Raw genomic sequence first — 14,330 nt, forward strand, 5'->3', positions numbered from 1 at the left:
GAGCAACCGGAGGAAAACATGGTTTATTATTTGACAGCGGAAGAAATCATATTTATCCATTACACGGTCATGGAAATGTACGACGACGCAGAACAAGCGGGGATCCAATTCCCCGATAAATTCGCGTGGATGTTGGAAAGGCCGAAAACGAAATTGTTCGGGGAGGAACAGTTCCCTTCGATTATTGAAAAGGCGTGCTGCTATTACCATTCCATCGCGACAGGTCATATTTTCCACAACGGCAATAAGCGGACGGCTTTAACCGTATTCGTCACGTTCCTTGATTTGAATGGATATGAGTTCACGATGACCAATAAAGAAGCGGAAGATTTCACGGTGTACCTTGTCGAGGATGCCAAGTTCCAGGGAAATGATTGCATCCAGCATCTTGCCCACGAATTAGAGAGTTACATCCGTCCCATCCAAAAACGAAAAGAATGAGGAAAAGAGTGAGGAAAAGAGCGGGCCAAAGCCGGGTCAAGTTCAATTATTGCGTGAAATTCCATCGCCAACCCAGTAAACTTGGATGACAGGACAACAACATCGTTTTTTGCTGCTTTGTTTTTACACAACTGTGCGAACCTTGATCCAAAGCCGCCTTTTCGCTATCCTCAATTTTTAGGTATTGTCAAAAGTTTATCCTCCACACTCACGGTCTTCCCTTGAGTTTCAACGGTTGAACGAAAAAAGCTTTCTACCCCCGGTGTTTCGGCCATCATTGAGGCAACAACACCCAACAGCCAAAACAAAGGGCGGCCTGATCTTTTGTCCTCCAGAGCCCGTTGAAACGAAAGTTTGCCCATTGTATCCCCGCTTATTTTTTGGCTATCCTACAACATGGAAGCGAAAGTCTTTCGTCGGAAAATGAGAAAAACGGATTCCGATCATCGTCAGGAATCCGTTCGTCTTGAACGGGTTACCTCTCCGTCCCGCAGTTGCCTCGGCAATGGTTCGCCGCATGGCATGACGCGCACGCCCCTTTGGCGCTTTTTTTCACGTGGCGGACCAGCGTCCAGCCGGCGTAGGCAAAAATCGCTCCGCCGATCACAAGATTCGCGATCATCGATTCTCTCCCCTTTCATGAATAACCAAGCATATGCCCAAACTGATAGACGGCAAACGAAATGACATACGCAACCGTCAGCGCGCAGCCGATCGACAACAGCGTCCATTTCCGCGACCCGGTTTCTTTGCGAATCGCCGCCACCGTCGCTAGACACGGCGTATAAAGCAGGACGAACACCATAAAGCTGAACGCCGACAGCGGCGTGAAATGGGAGGCGATCACCTGCTTCAACCCATTCGCCTCATGAACGTGGTAAATAATATTCATCGTGGACACGACGACTTCTTTCGCCAAAAAGCCGGTGATCAAAGCCGCGCCCGCCTGCCAGGCGCCAAAGCCAAGCGGGGCGAGCAACGGAGCGATGAGGCCGCCGATGGCGGCGAGAAAGCTGTCATCCATCGCGACGCCGACCCCGTGCGGCCCGATGTACGTCAACAGCCAAATGGCGACCGAACCGCCAAAAATAAACGTACCGGCTTTGCGAACGAACCCTTTCCCTTTCTCCCATGTGCTCCGCCATAACGTGAGCGCCTGCGGCACGCGGTATGGCGGCAATTCAATGACAAACAGCGAACTTTCGTTTTTCAAGAGCGTCGATGAGAACAACTTGGCGACCCCCAAAGCTACTGCAATGCCAAGCACGTAAAGCGAAAACACGACAAGCGCCTGCTCGCGGACGAAAAACGTGCCGGCAAACAACGCGTACACCGGCAAGCGGGCGGAACACGACATGAACGGCAGCGCCAAGATCGTCAACAGCCGCTCTTTCGGCTGCTCGATGGTGCGCGCCGCCATCACTCCGGGAACGTTGCAGCCAAAGCCGATGATCATCGGAATAAACGCCTTGCCGTTTAATCCAATCGCTTCCATCATCCGGTCCATCACCATCGCCACGCGCGCCATATATCCGGAGTCTTCGAGAAGCGAGATGAAAAAAAACAAAATGAAAATTTGCGGGACAAACACAAGCACCCCGCCGACCCCAGCGACAATGCCATCTAACACAAGCGCTTCAATAAACGGCGAAGCTCCCGCCCAAGTAAGCAAGCGCGACAGCCAATCGGTGAGCGGTCCGGAGAAAAAGGCGTCAAGCCGGTCGGCAAGCGGTGTGCCGAGCCAGTCGAACGTCAACATAAACACGATGTACATCAGCGCCAAAAAAATCGGCAACCCGACATAACGGTTTGTCACAACCGCATCGATTTTTTCCGTCCATGTCAACGGTTTGTTGTCAAGCGCGATCGCCGCAACAGCGATCGCCTCACCGATCCAGCGGTCACGCGTCTCATAAATCTGTTCGGCGACCGAAGATCCGAGCTTCTGTTCCGCCTCTGCGCGGGCTTCCAGAAGCGGAGAAAGATCCAACCGCCCGCGCAAATAGGCGGCGATGCGCTCGTTTCCTTCTAGAAATTGCAACGCCATCCAGCGCTTATCTCCCGGCACGTCATCGGGAAGTTGCTCAGCAATTCGGCGGATCGCGCGTTCCACCTCAACGCCGTAATCAATAAAAATGCGGGAATGGTGTCCGTCTTTTGTCGACAAAATGATGCGCGATAACTCCTTTGTCCCCTTTCCCGTCCGGGCGATGACCGGAACAACTGGGACGCCGAGATGGCTCGACAGCTTGGCGGCATCGATTTTGACGCCGCGTTTTTCAGCGACATCGACCATGTTTAAAGCGATGATGAGCGGACGGCCAAATTCCAATAGCTGGACCGTCAGATGCAAGTTGCGCTTGAGCTGCGACGCATCAACGATATTGACGATTGCCGAACATGGCTCGGTCAATAAAAAATCAGTCGCCACTCCTTCATCGCGGGAGAGCGGCTGGAGCGAGTAAATGCCGGGCAAATCGACGACTGGCACGCCGTGCTGGCGGAGCACTCCTACTTTCTTCTCAACCGTTACTCCGCTCCAGTTGCCAACATATTCATAGGATCCGGTTAAACAGTTAAACAATGATGTTTTTCCAGTGTTCGGATTGCCAAACAGCGCTACGTACGACATATTTATTTCACCTCAATCGATGACGCCTCTTTGCGCCGCAAGCCGATTGCCTGCCCATCGACTTCGACCATCACCGGCCCGCCAAACGGCATCGCGGCTTTCAACCGCACCGTTTTCCCTTCTTTCACCCCTAGATGAAGAAGACGCTGTTTCAGTGCCTCCTGCTCAATGGCCAGACGGACGACGACCGCTGTTTCCCCTTTATGCAAATCAGTCAGCACCATGATCATTTCCCCCTGTTTTTCTATCCGTCTCTCCTGTGGTTCAATAATGATTCTTCTTCTCAATTCCAATCATACCATAAGCAAAGAAAAAAGGAGTGACTTTTTTCACAATCATTCCTCATTGTCACCATTTCTTCAAAATTCGCCACCTCATTAGTTGAATTTTTCCGAAAAGTGTATATAATCTTTTGTATATCTTTCCCATCTTTGCTCAAGGAGGAAGCTCAATGAACACACTAGGAAAAATCAGCAACTTTGTCGGCAGTACGTTTGCGATCTGGGTGCTTCTGTTTGGTGCGCTTGCTTTTTTCGCTCCCGGCGCGTTTACATGGATCGCGCCGTATATCGTGCCGCTCTTAGGCATTGTGATGTTCGGCATGGGGTTGACGCTGTCAGCGAATGACTTCAAGGAAGTGTTCAAACGACCGCTTGACGTGCTCATCGGTGTCGTCGCCCAATTTTTGATCATGCCCCTTGTCGCGTTTTTGCTCGCTTATTTCTTGCCGGTTTCACGTGAAGTGGCGCTCGGCATTATTTTAGTCGGCTGCTGCCCGGGCGGAACGGCGTCCAACGTCATGACGTATTTGGCGAAAGGGGATACGGCGCTGTCGGTCGCCGTCACTTCTGTTTCGACGATTTTAGCGCCGATTTTGACGCCTTCGCTCATTTTGCTTTTAGCGGGAAAATGGCTGTCGGTGTCCGCTGCCGCCTTGTTTTGGTCGATCGTCAAAGTCGTGCTCATTCCGATTCTTTTAGGGCTCATCGCCCAAGCGTTGTTCCAAAAGCAAGTCAAAGCGTGCATCCCGGCGCTGCCGCTCGTTTCGGTCATCGCCATTGTTGCCATCGTCGCCGCCGTCGTCGGGCAAAACCAAGCGGCCATTGCCAAAAGCGGGCTTCTGATTTTTCTTATTGTCGTTGTTCATAACGGATTGGGCTTGCTGCTTGGGTATTGGTTTGCCAAACTGTTTCGCCTGTCGCCGCCGAAGCAAAAGGCGATTTCCATTGAAGTGGGCATGCAAAACTCTGGGCTTGGTGCGGCCTTAGCGACCGCCCATTTTTCGCCGCTCGCCGCCGTTCCAAGCGCTATTTTCAGCGTCTGGCACAATATTTCCGGCCCGATTGTCGCAACGTACTTCCGCAAACAAGCAGACCGCCAGGCAACGGATGAACAAACGATTTCCGCTTGACCTCTCTCACGCTTTTGTTTAGCCGCAAAAAAGCTGTCTCCCGAAATGAAACGACCGTTTTTCGGAGACAGCTTTTCTGCCTATTATCACGCTGTTTTTCCGCTCTCGGACGATCAAGCGCTCTTTGGAAACAAAAAGCGGACATCCGCCCTCAATCTCATTTCACAGCGCCCCCTCAAACGGAAACACCATCCGCCCGGCTAGTTCCGGGAAATCGATGAACGGATTGCGGTTGCCTTGGATGAAAAAAATCGCGCTGTTGCGATGATGCTCATACACCGTCGGCGGAAATTGTTCGTGCCAACGGACAAGGAGCGGAATATCGATTTTGCGCCGAAACGACTTCGCAATCGCCTTCGGGTAGCGGAGCAGAAAGTAAAGCATCGCCCTTGCCGCCGTCCCTTTGCCGTACTCTGGCTCGAAATAGCCGTTATGGACGACGCCGCAGCGGTTTTGGATTTGTTCGTCGGGATCTTCCGGATTGTAAAACGGGAAATCCGCGTACGGAAAATTCGACCGCATCGTATTGCACTCCGGCTGGCAAACGAACAAATGATGCAAATCACCTTTCATCGGTTCGCGGGCGCCAAACCACGACTGAGGCACGACATGTTCGGCATTGAATTTCCATTGCTGCTCGATCGTTTTCACCCGCTCGTGCACATCGCCGAGCCCATGCTTCATTTTTTTCAACAACTGGCGAAATTCATCGTAGCGCCGTTTCATCGTTTGGACATCTTGGACAATCAACATCTTCGGGTCTTTTCGCTCGCCGGAGTACAAGCTTCGCACCGTTCCGTCCGGCTGCAAGTCGACCCATGTGTACAAATATTCGTCCTTGCTGAAAAAATACGGCAGCCGCCGCTTATGGGTGCGCGCCACCAGTTCGTGATAGCGGACAAACAACATCAATCCGTCCCCTTCAAGCGGCAGATGGCGATAATACCGTTGGCGCGCCCGTTGGTCTTCATCCGCACGATAATACGCGTCCTCCACCGCGAGCCGCTCGTTCAACTGCTCCAGCTGGGCGGCAACATCTTCCGTTTGCCATTGGCTGAGCTCCTCAAGCCGCCGTTCCGCCTCCCCCATCGCCGTTCCCCTCTCTTCCTTTTTTCTTTTAGTGTATCATGAAAGGAGGAGAGGACGACAACGGCCGGCGCTAATGCAAAAGAAACGATGTCGCGCCGAACAAAACGGCGGCGATGCCGGCGGCGATCAACGATGGGATCAACTTCGTGCGCGCGTATTCCATCACCGGCAAATCCAAAATGGTGCAAAGCGTCACCGTATTGTCGCTGAGCGGCGAGGCGAACGCTCCGAACGTGCCGCTTGCAAACACGGCGCCGATGACCGGCAAAATATTCGTCTCCGACTGGCTCGCCAGCGTCACGCCAAGCGGCATCAACATCCCCCACGTCCCCCACGACGAGCCGATGAAATAGGAAATGACAGCGCCAAGCAAAAACAAAATCGGGGCGACGAAAAACGGCGGAATCCATTGTTTGACATGGCCCGTAATGTATTGCGAAAACCCTAAATCCTCCGCCACAGCCGACAGCGCCCAAATGAGCGCCAGCATTAAAATGACGGAAATCAGCTCATTGCCGCCTTTGACAAAATGAGTCAACAAATCGTTCAATTTAAATCGTTGCCAAAGGAAGAAAGCGACCGTAATGATCACGGTAAACAAAAGCGCCTCCAACATCGCTCCGAGCGCATCGCTTCGCAAAAACGCCTCCCAAAAAGTCCTTGCCCCCCGGCGGCCGTCCCACCAGCTTAAAAACAACGTCAAGACAAGCACGATCGAAAGCGGAACGATCAAATTCCACGGCTTGACCGGCGTTTCTTTTTGGTAAGCGCGCGGGCATGTCTGCATCGCGTCTCCTTCTTCCCCTTGCGCTTCATTGGGTTCATTGTCAGCCGGCCGCTGTTCTTCAGCCATCTCCAACGCCAACCGCTCGTTCCAGCGCCGAAGCGGTTCCTCCCTTCGCACTTCTCCCGACGCCGCCCGTGCTTTGCGCGAATAAACAAAAAAGCTATAATACAGCCCGACAGCAATAATGGCGTACGAGAAAAAGTTAAACGGGATGCTCCGGACGTAGACGATATACGGCTCAGCCCCGATGCCGGCCGTATCGAGCGCCTTGTCGATGACGGACACCATATAGCCGACAAAGGCGGTAGCGATCGGAATGAGCGCGACGACCGGATTCGATGTCACCTCAATGGCGAAGCCGATTTGCTGGGACGACAACCCAAGCCGTTTGCGCAGCGCCTTCATGATCGGCGCGACGGTGACGATGCGAAAATCAGGGTCACTAAACGTGACCATCGTCGAAATCCACGTCAGCAGCATGGCCGTTTTGGCCGATTTCACTTTTTTGCTGACGAGATGGACGAATCCTTTAATTCCGCCGGTATATTTGATCATGCTGACAAGACCGGCAAATACATATAGAAAAATAATAATGCGAACGTTGTTTGTCTGCATCAAGTTGTCAACAACGTAATGAAGCATCGTCCGCAGCCCGCCGAGCAAGGACGGGGTCATCAAATAACTGCCAACCAACAGTCCGACAAACAGCCCGGGGATCACTTGCTTCGTCCAAATCGAAATCGGGATGACAACTAAAAAAGGCAAAAGCGCTTTCCACGACGGTTCCATTGGCCATTCACTCCTTTCTTTAAAAAGTATGGAGATGGTTTCCGTTCTCTATGCACTCTGTGACGGATTTTCCCGATGGAACGCCCTCTCGCCTACGCACGCGCGTGGGATTGGGGTTCGTGCAGGAGATGACTGACGACAGAGGCACGAAAAAAAGTGCCCCAAAAAGATCTGGAACACCCTTCCTTATCACCGTATATAATCATGAGATAATGAATTGTCTTTCGTTTAAGAGGAGTTCAGCTGCATGCGCCAAACCGCTTTTCTGCCCCCCCCTAAAAATCAAAAGCTGTTCATTAGACAGCTTTCACCGCTTCTCTGCGAGACGAGAGCGCCAACAAGTGGAGCGTCACTTCGGGCTTCGAGCCGATCCGGATGTTCACCCCCGTTTGCCCAAGCCCTTCATTAATGTAGAACGGTTTTCCGTCCCATTCATGATACCCTTTGATCATGTTCCGCTCGGTGAGCGTTTTGCTCATTTTCGCCAAATGGTATGGCTTCGGCCAATGAATTTGTCCGCCGTGGAAATGGCCGGACAACAAGTAGTCAAAATGGTAGTGTTTCATATGCGGCACGATGTCCGGGTCGTGCGTCAACACCAAGTTGATGCCGTCCTTCACGCCGGCGTACGCCTTTTTGATGTCGCTGCGCCCTGTGTAAAAGTCATCGATGCCGATGATATTGACCGTTTGGCCGTTGACGGTGATCGTTTTCGTCTCGTTTTGCAAGACGACGCAACCGTGCGCCTCAAGCGTCGCTTTCAGGCGCTCGAACGACTCGCCTTGCAGCACGTAATCGTGGTTGCCAAACACGGCGTACATGCCATATGTCGGATTCAACTGTTTCAACGCCGTCAAATACGGGCCGAGCTTGGCGATGCTTTCCTCGCGATCCAGAAAGTCGCCCGTCAACGCGATCAAATCGATCGCTTCCTCTTTCAGCTTTTCGTATAAATCGTCCGGGGTGATCGACAGTTTTTCAAGATGCAAATCCGATAGCTGCAAAATCCGAAGGGCTCCGTCTCCATCCTCTGAACGGCCGACTTGAACTTTATGCAAAACCGCTTCGTACGTATTGCGGTGGGCTTTGCGAATGGCCAAAGCAAGCAATGACAAGAATGCAAGAATGACAAAAAAGAATGTCATCGTCTTCTCTCCTCCCTCGATACCCATTATAGTGAAATAGAGGAGAGAAGAAAGAGGGAGTTAGTGGATGAGATGGCAGCCGTACAACGAAAACAATTTTCCCTTCGACATCAACAAATATTTCGGCGGCCGGCTAAGCGGCGACACGCGAGACTTCGCCACGGCCATAAGCGGCAGGAGTGACGCTGTCTTGAACCAACGGTACAGCGGATTGGCAATATCTACTGTTTCAAATCCGAGCCGTTCGCATCCTTTGTTTAACATCGTAATGCCGATAATCCCTTTGATGCGCGCTGATTGCTCATGGTGGTAAAGATGATAAGCAACATACGGCAGTCCTGTCTTCACTTGTTCAAAAATATAACGTCCTTTTTGAATATCACTCCGATACTGCATTAGTTCACGAAGCAGACGGACATTATGAAGATGAATCTTCAACAGCCAATCGTTGGCCGCAATCGTTGTTCCATCCGAAAGACGGATCGTCTCCCCCTTATATTGAAGCGGACGGACACGGAAAATCGACCGGCGCCCATCGGCCGCCTCACCGGCGTATTCGAGCCGGGAACAGGCGTAATAAATCGGATCAATGCCCCCCCAAGCGGAAAGCAGCCATTGCATTGCTTTGTCCTTCATTATAGCGGCATCCTTTCTTTTTCCTGATTTTTGCCCATTTACATTATGGAATAGCAAACAGCGCCTTATAAATGGGGAAAAAAGGAGAAAAAGGCTGCCGTATAACCGATGGCTGGCCGCGCATACTGAAATCAAGATCCAATATTCCCTTCGGATGTGGTCAAGATGAAAACAGTGCTTTTTCTCCCGCTTCTTCAGCTTCCGTCCGGCCATCATCGGGCTGCTGAGGCGCTGGCGGCAGGGCTGCGGTCGATCGACCGCACCGTGAAGTGCGAAAAAATCGAATTGCTCTCCTGACGTCTTGGCGCCAAAGAGCAGTGGATTTCCCGCCTTTATTTGCGCTGCATTCGCCACGCACCAAGAGCGTACAGCGCGGTGTACCACTGTTCTGTTTTGCGCCCCAAACGAAAACCGTCGGCGTTCCCTCCTTACGAATGGCTGTTTGCCGGTCATCTGAAACAGATTATCGACAGCCTCAAGCCGGCGTTGATCATTTGTACACATGCATTTCCCTCATATTTGCTCGACTTTCTTAAGCAGCGCGGAGACATCGACGTTCCCATCGTCAACGTGTATACGGATTATTTTGTCCATAACTTATGGGGGAAAACGGCCATTGATGTCCATTTTATCGGCCATCCAGCCATGAAGACCACTTTGTTGGAAACAGGGGTTCCGAGCGAGAGAATTGTCGTCACCGGCATTCCGGTTCACCCGGTGTTCACCGCTCCACCGCCAGCGCCGCTGCCCGTGCGCTCCCGCTACACCGGCCTCATTTGCGGCGGCAGCCTCGGCCTTGCTGGTTGGGAACAGCTGTTGCGTAAAATCGCACCGAATGATCCGGTCGACTACTTTGTGTTATGCGGCACAAACGAACAGCTATATGAGCGGTTGAGGAAGAACAACCATCCGCGTCTTCTCCCGCTCCGTTATATTTCATCGCCTGCAGCCATGAGCGCGCTTTATGATGAAGTTGATTTTGTGCTCACGAAGCCGGGCGGCGTCACCCTAAGTGAATGCCTCCACAAGCGAAAACCGGCATTCATTTACGCCATGTTGCCGGGACAAGAGGAAATGAACTTCCGCCTCTTATGCAACGACGGGCTTATTTTCGATTTCCGCCATTGGCGGTCGCTGCCGTCGCTGTCGGAAGCCATTGTCTCCGTCCTCCGTTCGCCGGCGCTTACCTGCTGCCTTGTCAGGGTCGATGAATACCATCGCGCCCTTTCGGCCACCGACCCAGCGCTTGCCCTGTACGAGCGGTTTTTAGCCGCCGTTCCAAACTGATGCAGCGCCGCAGAGGTTTCCAGAAGGTAAGGAGAGGCATTAAGAAACGTCTTGTCCGAGAAAAAAGACGGAAGGAACAGCCCTAAACGGCAAACAAAACGCGCCTGCCTTCACGCTCACATGAGACAGGCGCCATTTAGCGGCGGGTGCTGACGGTGACAAATACGAACTTGTCATACCGATGGCGAGAAAACGAATATTCGAACGGCTCTCCATTGTTCAAAAAACCAACCTGCTCCAATTCCAACACCGGATCGTCGGGCGCGCACTGCAAGTACTGCCGATCGAGCTCATTCGGTTTATCTGCGCGGATCTTTCGGTGTGACCCTGCAATCGTTAAGCCTAGCTCGTGAGTGATGTAACGATAAATCGAGCCATGAAGCACCGTTTCATTGAGCCCCGGGATCAAATGGACGGGCATATACGTCCGTTCAATGACGTACGGCTCCCCATCGACATTGCGCAGACGGATTAAGTGGTACACCGGTGTGTTCATGTCAATGCACAAATGAGTGGCTACTTCATCGGATGGAAACAATACTTCGAACGTAATGATTTTACTTGTCACCTTTCGCCCTTTCAATAAACTCGTCAAGCCAAGTGTTTCGTTGCTGACGACATTCACCAATCCATCAAGCATGGCCGATTTCACAATAAACGTGCCATGACCGCGCTTTCGATACAACAGCCCCTCCGACACGAGCACATCAAGCGCCCGCTTTACCGTCATCCGGCTGCAGCCAAACTCCTCGGCGAGCGAGATTTCATCAGGAATCGGCTCGTCTAGGGAATACACTCCCTCTTTAATTCGTCTGCGTATTTCATTCGAAATTTGTTCATATTTCGGCATCGTTTTCATCCCTCGCCCTTTGTCTTATTTTCATTGTACGAACAATCATCTGTTTGCACAATAGTCAATGCGGCTTTCTCCTTCACTGCTCTCGCCTCGCCGTCCTGTTTTCCCGACCGACAAAAAGCGCCCCGCTGTCCGGGACGCCTTTTCTTTCACTTAAAACCCATTGTTTTCCGCCACTGTTTTCAACCAGTAGCCGCTCTTTTTGATCGTCCGTTTCAAATGATTGTCTAGGTCAACAGCGACCAATCCGTACCGATTTTTGTAGGCATTCGTCCACGACCAGTTGTCCATAAATGTCCAAAGGTGGTATCCTTTTACATTGACCCCTTCTTCAATCGCGCGATGCACCCATTTTAAATGCTCACGAATGAATTCAATCCGGTAGTCGTCATGAATCATGCCGCTTTCATCACGGAACCGTTCTTCTCCTTCAACGCCCATGCCATTTTCGGAAATAAAGCTCTCAATGTTTCTATAGTTTTCCTTGATATTGATTAAAATATCATAAATGCCTTTTTCATAAATTTCCCACCCGCGATACGGATTCATCTTCCGCCCCGGCATGGCATAGTAATCGAAAAACCGTTCCGGCAAAAACGGGGCGTCCGGGTTGGGCAGATGTTCTTTCGCCTTGACGCGACGCGGTTGATAGTAGTTGATGCCAAGCAAATCGATCGTATTTTCTTTGATAAGTTCGCGATCGCCCGCTTCCGTCACCGGCAAAAAACCGTGTTCAGCCAACAGCTCGATTAAATCTTGCGGGTATTCTCCTTTTACCGCAGGATCCAAGAAACTGCGGTTAAACAGCAAATCCGCAATATGCGCTGCTTTCACATCAGCTGGATGCTGGCTGCGCGGATAAGACGGCGTTAAATTCAAAATAATGCCGATCTTTCCGCCCCGTATCGCTGCTTTGCGGAAGGCGGCAACCGCTTTGGCATGGGCAATCATCGTATGGTAAGCCACCTGCACGGCACGGCGGAAGTCAACCACATTCGGATAGTGAAAATCGTACAAATACCCGCCTTCTACAGGGACAATGGGTTCATTGTGCGTAAACCATGTTTTCACCCGATCGCCAAACAGCTGAAAGCAAAGGCTGGCATAGCGAGCATAAGCATCGATAACCACGCGATTTTCCCAACCACCAATGTTTTGCATCACCAACGGCATATCAAAATGGTATAAATTCACAAACGGTTCAATCCCATTCGCCAACAATTCATCGATGACAGCGTTGTAGAACCGCACCGCCTCCGGATTGACGTCACCAATCCCATCTGGAATCAAGCGCGACCATGAAATGGAAAACCGGAATGAGTTATGGCCAATTTCCTTCATTAACGCAATATCTTCTTTGTAGCGATGATAAAAATCGGATGTCACCTCTGGGCCGACGCCTTGAAAAAAGCGGTGAGGCTCTTGTTCATACCAATGATCCCAAATGTTTTTCCCTTTCCCCCCTTCATTTGCCGCTCCTTCGATTTGCGTCGCGGATGTCGCACTTCCCCACCAAAATCCGGTAGGGAAACGATATGTGGTTGGTTGCTTCGATTGTTGTTCCATCGCGATTCACCTCATTTGCTGTATCGTTATGATGCACTTTTCGATGCGGCTTGCTCTTCTTTTTCCTTTTGTAAATTCATGCGGTCAATGAATTTTAAGAACGGGAACCAAATGACGAGCACGATCAAGAAATTGACCACTTGCAACAGTCCGCCGGCCAGCGAGTTTGTCGCCATAATGCCGTTGATGAAAATCGGCACCGTCCATGGTACCGCTACGCCGTTAGGCGGCGGGACAAGGCCTGAGGACATCGCCAAATACGTCACCAACGTGACAACCATCGGCGCCAAAATCCACGGGACGATGACGAGCGGATTCATCACGACCGGCAAGCCGAAAATAATCGGTTCATTGACGTTAAAGATTCCCGGTCCAAGCCCGAGCTTGGCCACCTGCTTCATTTGCTTGCTCTTCATAAAGAGCAAGATGGCGAAAATGACAGCGAGTGTCATACCCGTTCCGCCCATGCCGACCGTGTAAATTTCAATAAACTGTTTGCTGACGACATGCGGAACTTCCCCTGTTTGCGTGTACGCATTTAAGTTTTCGAGCGACAGTGTGTTCCAAATCGGATCCATCACCGAGTTGATGATGATTTGCCCGTGGAGGCCAAAAAACCATAAAATTTGCGTGACAAAAATCGCGATGAGCGTTGGAACAATGCCGCTTCCGAGCCCAACAAGCGGTGCTTGCACTGCGTTGTAAATGACATCATGCATGTTTGTTTTAAAAATTTGTGTTACAATGATATTGACGACGAGGAAGAAGGTCAGGGTGACCACCGCCGGAATCAACGCCGCAAACGACTTCGCAACCGCCGGCGGCACCCCGGCCGGCATTTTGATGGTAATATTTTTTTGCACAACCTTCCGGTAAATTTCCCCAGCGACAAATGCGGTAATCATGCCAAGAAACATCCCTTTCGCTCCTAGGCGGTCGAGCGGGATGACTCCTTGCACAACCTCACCTCCTTCAACCTGCAAAGCGAATGGCGTCAACAAGAGAAAAGAAGCTAACGCGATCGCACCGCCGAAAATCCCTTCGACTTCATAACTTTTCGATAAATAGTAGCCAATGCCAAACACGACGAAAATCGTCATCACGCCCATTGTTGCATTTGGTGCAACACCGAGCATCCCCTTGAGTGTATTGAGGCTGTTTTCACTCATCACCTTGTCCAAAAACGGCAAGTTGGCGATGACGACCGCGATTGAACCGAAAATCGTCAACGGAAACGCCAACATAAAGGCATCGCGCAACACTTGCAAATAGCGGCTATTGTTCAACTTTCCCGCGATCGGAATGAGAACTTTGCTTAGTTTTTCGAATAATGCTTGGTTCATGTCGCCATCCTCCCTTTACACGTTTCGTTCCTTCAACAGCGCAAGCATTTCTTTTACAATTTCTTTCATTGCCAGCGTTGACATGACATGGTCTTCCGCATGCATAAGAAGCAACGTAAGATTTGTTTCTTCTCCACCCGCTTCTTTTTGAATGAGCTGAAAATGAACATCGTGGGCGACGCTTAAATCTTGTTCTGCTTCTTGGATCAGCCGTTCCGCATCTCCGACTCGTCCTGTCCGGTATTCACGGATGGCTTGAATGAGTTTGCTGCGGGCATTGCCGCTATGCAAAATCAACTGGAAAGCGACTTGTTCATTGGTGAGTTGATTGACATTGATTTTTTCCAT

The 14,330-nt window shown here is 51.1% G+C and carries 16 protein-coding genes; 4 read left to right on the top strand and 12 right to left on the bottom strand.

Going from position 1 to position 14,330, the window contains the following annotated elements; genetic code table 11:
- Positions 1-18: 18 nt before the first annotated feature.
- Positions 19-441: a type II toxin-antitoxin system death-on-curing family toxin gene (locus tag GYMC52_RS09105; protein ID WP_013523846.1), complete on the top strand. Its 423-nt coding sequence runs from the start codon at positions 19-21 to the stop codon at positions 439-441.
- Between the two features lie 170 nt (positions 442-611).
- Here the strand turns inward: GYMC52_RS09105 and GYMC52_RS19875 are convergent, their stop codons facing one another.
- The 4 genes from GYMC52_RS19875 to GYMC52_RS09120 form a co-directional block, all read right to left on the bottom strand.
- The gene (locus GYMC52_RS19875; RefSeq protein WP_041468388.1) at positions 612-803 is read right to left on the bottom strand and encodes a hypothetical protein; all 192 of its coding nucleotides are present in this window, start codon (positions 801-803) and stop codon (positions 612-614) included.
- 113 nt (positions 804-916) lie between these two features.
- Positions 917-1,063 carry a FeoB-associated Cys-rich membrane protein gene (locus tag GYMC52_RS18660; protein WP_013145232.1) on the bottom strand — a complete coding sequence of 49 codons (147 nt, stop codon included), beginning with the start codon at positions 1,061-1,063 and terminating at the stop codon, positions 917-919.
- Positions 1,064-1,078: 15 nt separating this feature from the next.
- Complete coding sequence (feoB, locus tag GYMC52_RS09115; RefSeq protein ID WP_013523847.1) at positions 1,079-3,073, bottom strand: ferrous iron transport protein B; 1,995 nt, start codon at positions 3,071-3,073, stop codon at positions 1,079-1,081.
- A 2-nt stretch (positions 3,074-3,075) separates the two neighbouring features.
- Complete coding sequence (locus tag GYMC52_RS09120; RefSeq protein ID WP_013523848.1) at positions 3,076-3,297, bottom strand: FeoA family protein; 222 nt, start codon at positions 3,295-3,297, stop codon at positions 3,076-3,078.
- A gap of 227 nt (positions 3,298-3,524) precedes the next feature.
- Between GYMC52_RS09120 and GYMC52_RS09125 the strand changes: the two genes are divergently transcribed.
- Positions 3,525-4,484 carry a bile acid:sodium symporter family protein gene (locus tag GYMC52_RS09125; RefSeq protein ID WP_013523849.1) on the top strand — a complete coding sequence of 320 codons (960 nt, stop codon included), beginning with the start codon at positions 3,525-3,527 and terminating at the stop codon, positions 4,482-4,484.
- Positions 4,485-4,646: 162 nt separating this feature from the next.
- Here the strand turns inward: GYMC52_RS09125 and GYMC52_RS09130 are convergent, their stop codons facing one another.
- The 4 genes from GYMC52_RS09130 to GYMC52_RS09145 all read right to left on the bottom strand — a co-directional run bounded on the left by GYMC52_RS09130 (position 4,647) and on the right by GYMC52_RS09145 (position 8,930).
- The gene (locus GYMC52_RS09130) at positions 4,647-5,573 is read right to left on the bottom strand and encodes an endonuclease I family protein (RefSeq protein ID WP_013523850.1); all 927 of its coding nucleotides are present in this window, start codon (positions 5,571-5,573) and stop codon (positions 4,647-4,649) included.
- Between the two features lie 70 nt (positions 5,574-5,643).
- Positions 5,644-7,149, bottom strand: coding sequence for a Na+/H+ antiporter NhaC family protein (locus GYMC52_RS09135; protein WP_013523851.1), 1,506 nt, complete (start codon positions 7,147-7,149; stop codon positions 5,644-5,646).
- 296 nt (positions 7,150-7,445) lie between these two features.
- Positions 7,446-8,294, bottom strand: coding sequence for a metallophosphoesterase (locus tag GYMC52_RS09140; RefSeq protein ID WP_013523852.1), 849 nt, complete (start codon positions 8,292-8,294; stop codon positions 7,446-7,448).
- 60 nt (positions 8,295-8,354) lie between these two features.
- Positions 8,355-8,930: a YkoP family protein gene (locus GYMC52_RS09145; protein ID WP_013523853.1), complete on the bottom strand. Its 576-nt coding sequence runs from the start codon at positions 8,928-8,930 to the stop codon at positions 8,355-8,357.
- Between the two features lie 165 nt (positions 8,931-9,095).
- Between GYMC52_RS09145 and GYMC52_RS20185 the strand changes: the two genes are divergently transcribed.
- Positions 9,096-9,227, top strand: a complete 132-nt coding sequence (locus GYMC52_RS20185) for a hypothetical protein (protein ID WP_255347929.1) — start codon at positions 9,096-9,098, stop codon at positions 9,225-9,227.
- A 24-nt stretch (positions 9,228-9,251) separates the two neighbouring features.
- Positions 9,252-10,217, top strand: a complete 966-nt coding sequence (locus GYMC52_RS09150) for an MGDG synthase family glycosyltransferase (protein ID WP_255347951.1) — start codon at positions 9,252-9,254, stop codon at positions 10,215-10,217.
- Between the two features lie 136 nt (positions 10,218-10,353).
- On the opposite strand, the gene GYMC52_RS09155 is transcribed toward GYMC52_RS09150, so the two are convergent.
- From GYMC52_RS09155 to GYMC52_RS09170, 4 genes are all read right to left on the bottom strand, one after another.
- Positions 10,354-11,067, bottom strand: coding sequence for a GntR family transcriptional regulator (locus tag GYMC52_RS09155; protein WP_013523854.1), 714 nt, complete (start codon positions 11,065-11,067; stop codon positions 10,354-10,356).
- 159 nt (positions 11,068-11,226) lie between these two features.
- Positions 11,227-12,639, bottom strand: coding sequence for a glycoside hydrolase family 1 protein (locus GYMC52_RS09160; RefSeq protein ID WP_013523855.1), 1,413 nt, complete (start codon positions 12,637-12,639; stop codon positions 11,227-11,229).
- Between the two features lie 26 nt (positions 12,640-12,665).
- Positions 12,666-13,982, bottom strand: coding sequence for a PTS cellobiose transporter subunit IIC (celB, locus tag GYMC52_RS09165; protein WP_013523856.1), 1,317 nt, complete (start codon positions 13,980-13,982; stop codon positions 12,666-12,668).
- Between the two features lie 15 nt (positions 13,983-13,997).
- The gene (locus GYMC52_RS09170; protein WP_013523857.1) at positions 13,998-14,330 is read right to left on the bottom strand and encodes a PTS lactose/cellobiose transporter subunit IIA; all 333 of its coding nucleotides are present in this window, start codon (positions 14,328-14,330) and stop codon (positions 13,998-14,000) included.

This window comes from Geobacillus sp. Y412MC52 (assembly GCF_000174795.2).
GTDB lineage: Bacteria > Bacillota > Bacilli > Bacillales > Anoxybacillaceae > Geobacillus > Geobacillus thermoleovorans.

What these genes read in the sequence shown, in the direction of transcription:
- GYMC52_RS09160 (WP_013523855.1), bottom strand. Translation starts at nt 12,639, where the DNA reads ATGGAACAACAATCGAAGCAACCAACCACATATCGTTTCCCTACCGGA.
- GYMC52_RS09170 (WP_013523857.1), bottom strand. Translation starts at nt 14,330, where the DNA reads ATGGAAAAAATCAATGTCAATCAACTCACCAATGAACAAGTCGCTTTC.
- feoB (WP_013523847.1), bottom strand. Translation starts at nt 3,073, where the DNA reads ATGTCGTACGTAGCGCTGTTTGGCAATCCGAACACTGGAAAAACATCA.
- GYMC52_RS09140 (WP_013523852.1), bottom strand. Translation starts at nt 8,294, where the DNA reads ATGACATTCTTTTTTGTCATTCTTGCATTCTTGTCATTGCTTGCTTTG.
- GYMC52_RS09155 (WP_013523854.1), bottom strand. Translation starts at nt 11,067, where the DNA reads ATGCCGAAATATGAACAAATTTCGAATGAAATACGCAGACGAATTAAA.
- GYMC52_RS09120 (WP_013523848.1), bottom strand. Translation starts at nt 3,297, where the DNA reads ATGGTGCTGACTGATTTGCATAAAGGGGAAACAGCGGTCGTCGTCCGT.
- GYMC52_RS09105 (WP_013523846.1), top strand. Translation starts at nt 19, where the DNA reads ATGGTTTATTATTTGACAGCGGAAGAAATCATATTTATCCATTACACG.
- GYMC52_RS09135 (WP_013523851.1), bottom strand. Translation starts at nt 7,149, where the DNA reads ATGGAACCGTCGTGGAAAGCGCTTTTGCCTTTTTTAGTTGTCATCCCG.
- GYMC52_RS19875 (WP_041468388.1), bottom strand. Translation starts at nt 803, where the DNA reads ATGGGCAAACTTTCGTTTCAACGGGCTCTGGAGGACAAAAGATCAGGC.
- GYMC52_RS09130 (WP_013523850.1), bottom strand. Translation starts at nt 5,573, where the DNA reads ATGGGGGAGGCGGAACGGCGGCTTGAGGAGCTCAGCCAATGGCAAACG.
- GYMC52_RS09125 (WP_013523849.1), top strand. Translation starts at nt 3,525, where the DNA reads ATGAACACACTAGGAAAAATCAGCAACTTTGTCGGCAGTACGTTTGCG.
- GYMC52_RS09145 (WP_013523853.1), bottom strand. Translation starts at nt 8,930, where the DNA reads ATGAAGGACAAAGCAATGCAATGGCTGCTTTCCGCTTGGGGGGGCATT.
- celB (WP_013523856.1), bottom strand. Translation starts at nt 13,982, where the DNA reads ATGAACCAAGCATTATTCGAAAAACTAAGCAAAGTTCTCATTCCGATC.
- GYMC52_RS20185 (WP_255347929.1), top strand. Translation starts at nt 9,096, where the DNA reads ATGAAAACAGTGCTTTTTCTCCCGCTTCTTCAGCTTCCGTCCGGCCAT.
- GYMC52_RS18660 (WP_013145232.1), bottom strand. Translation starts at nt 1,063, where the DNA reads ATGATCGCGAATCTTGTGATCGGCGGAGCGATTTTTGCCTACGCCGGC.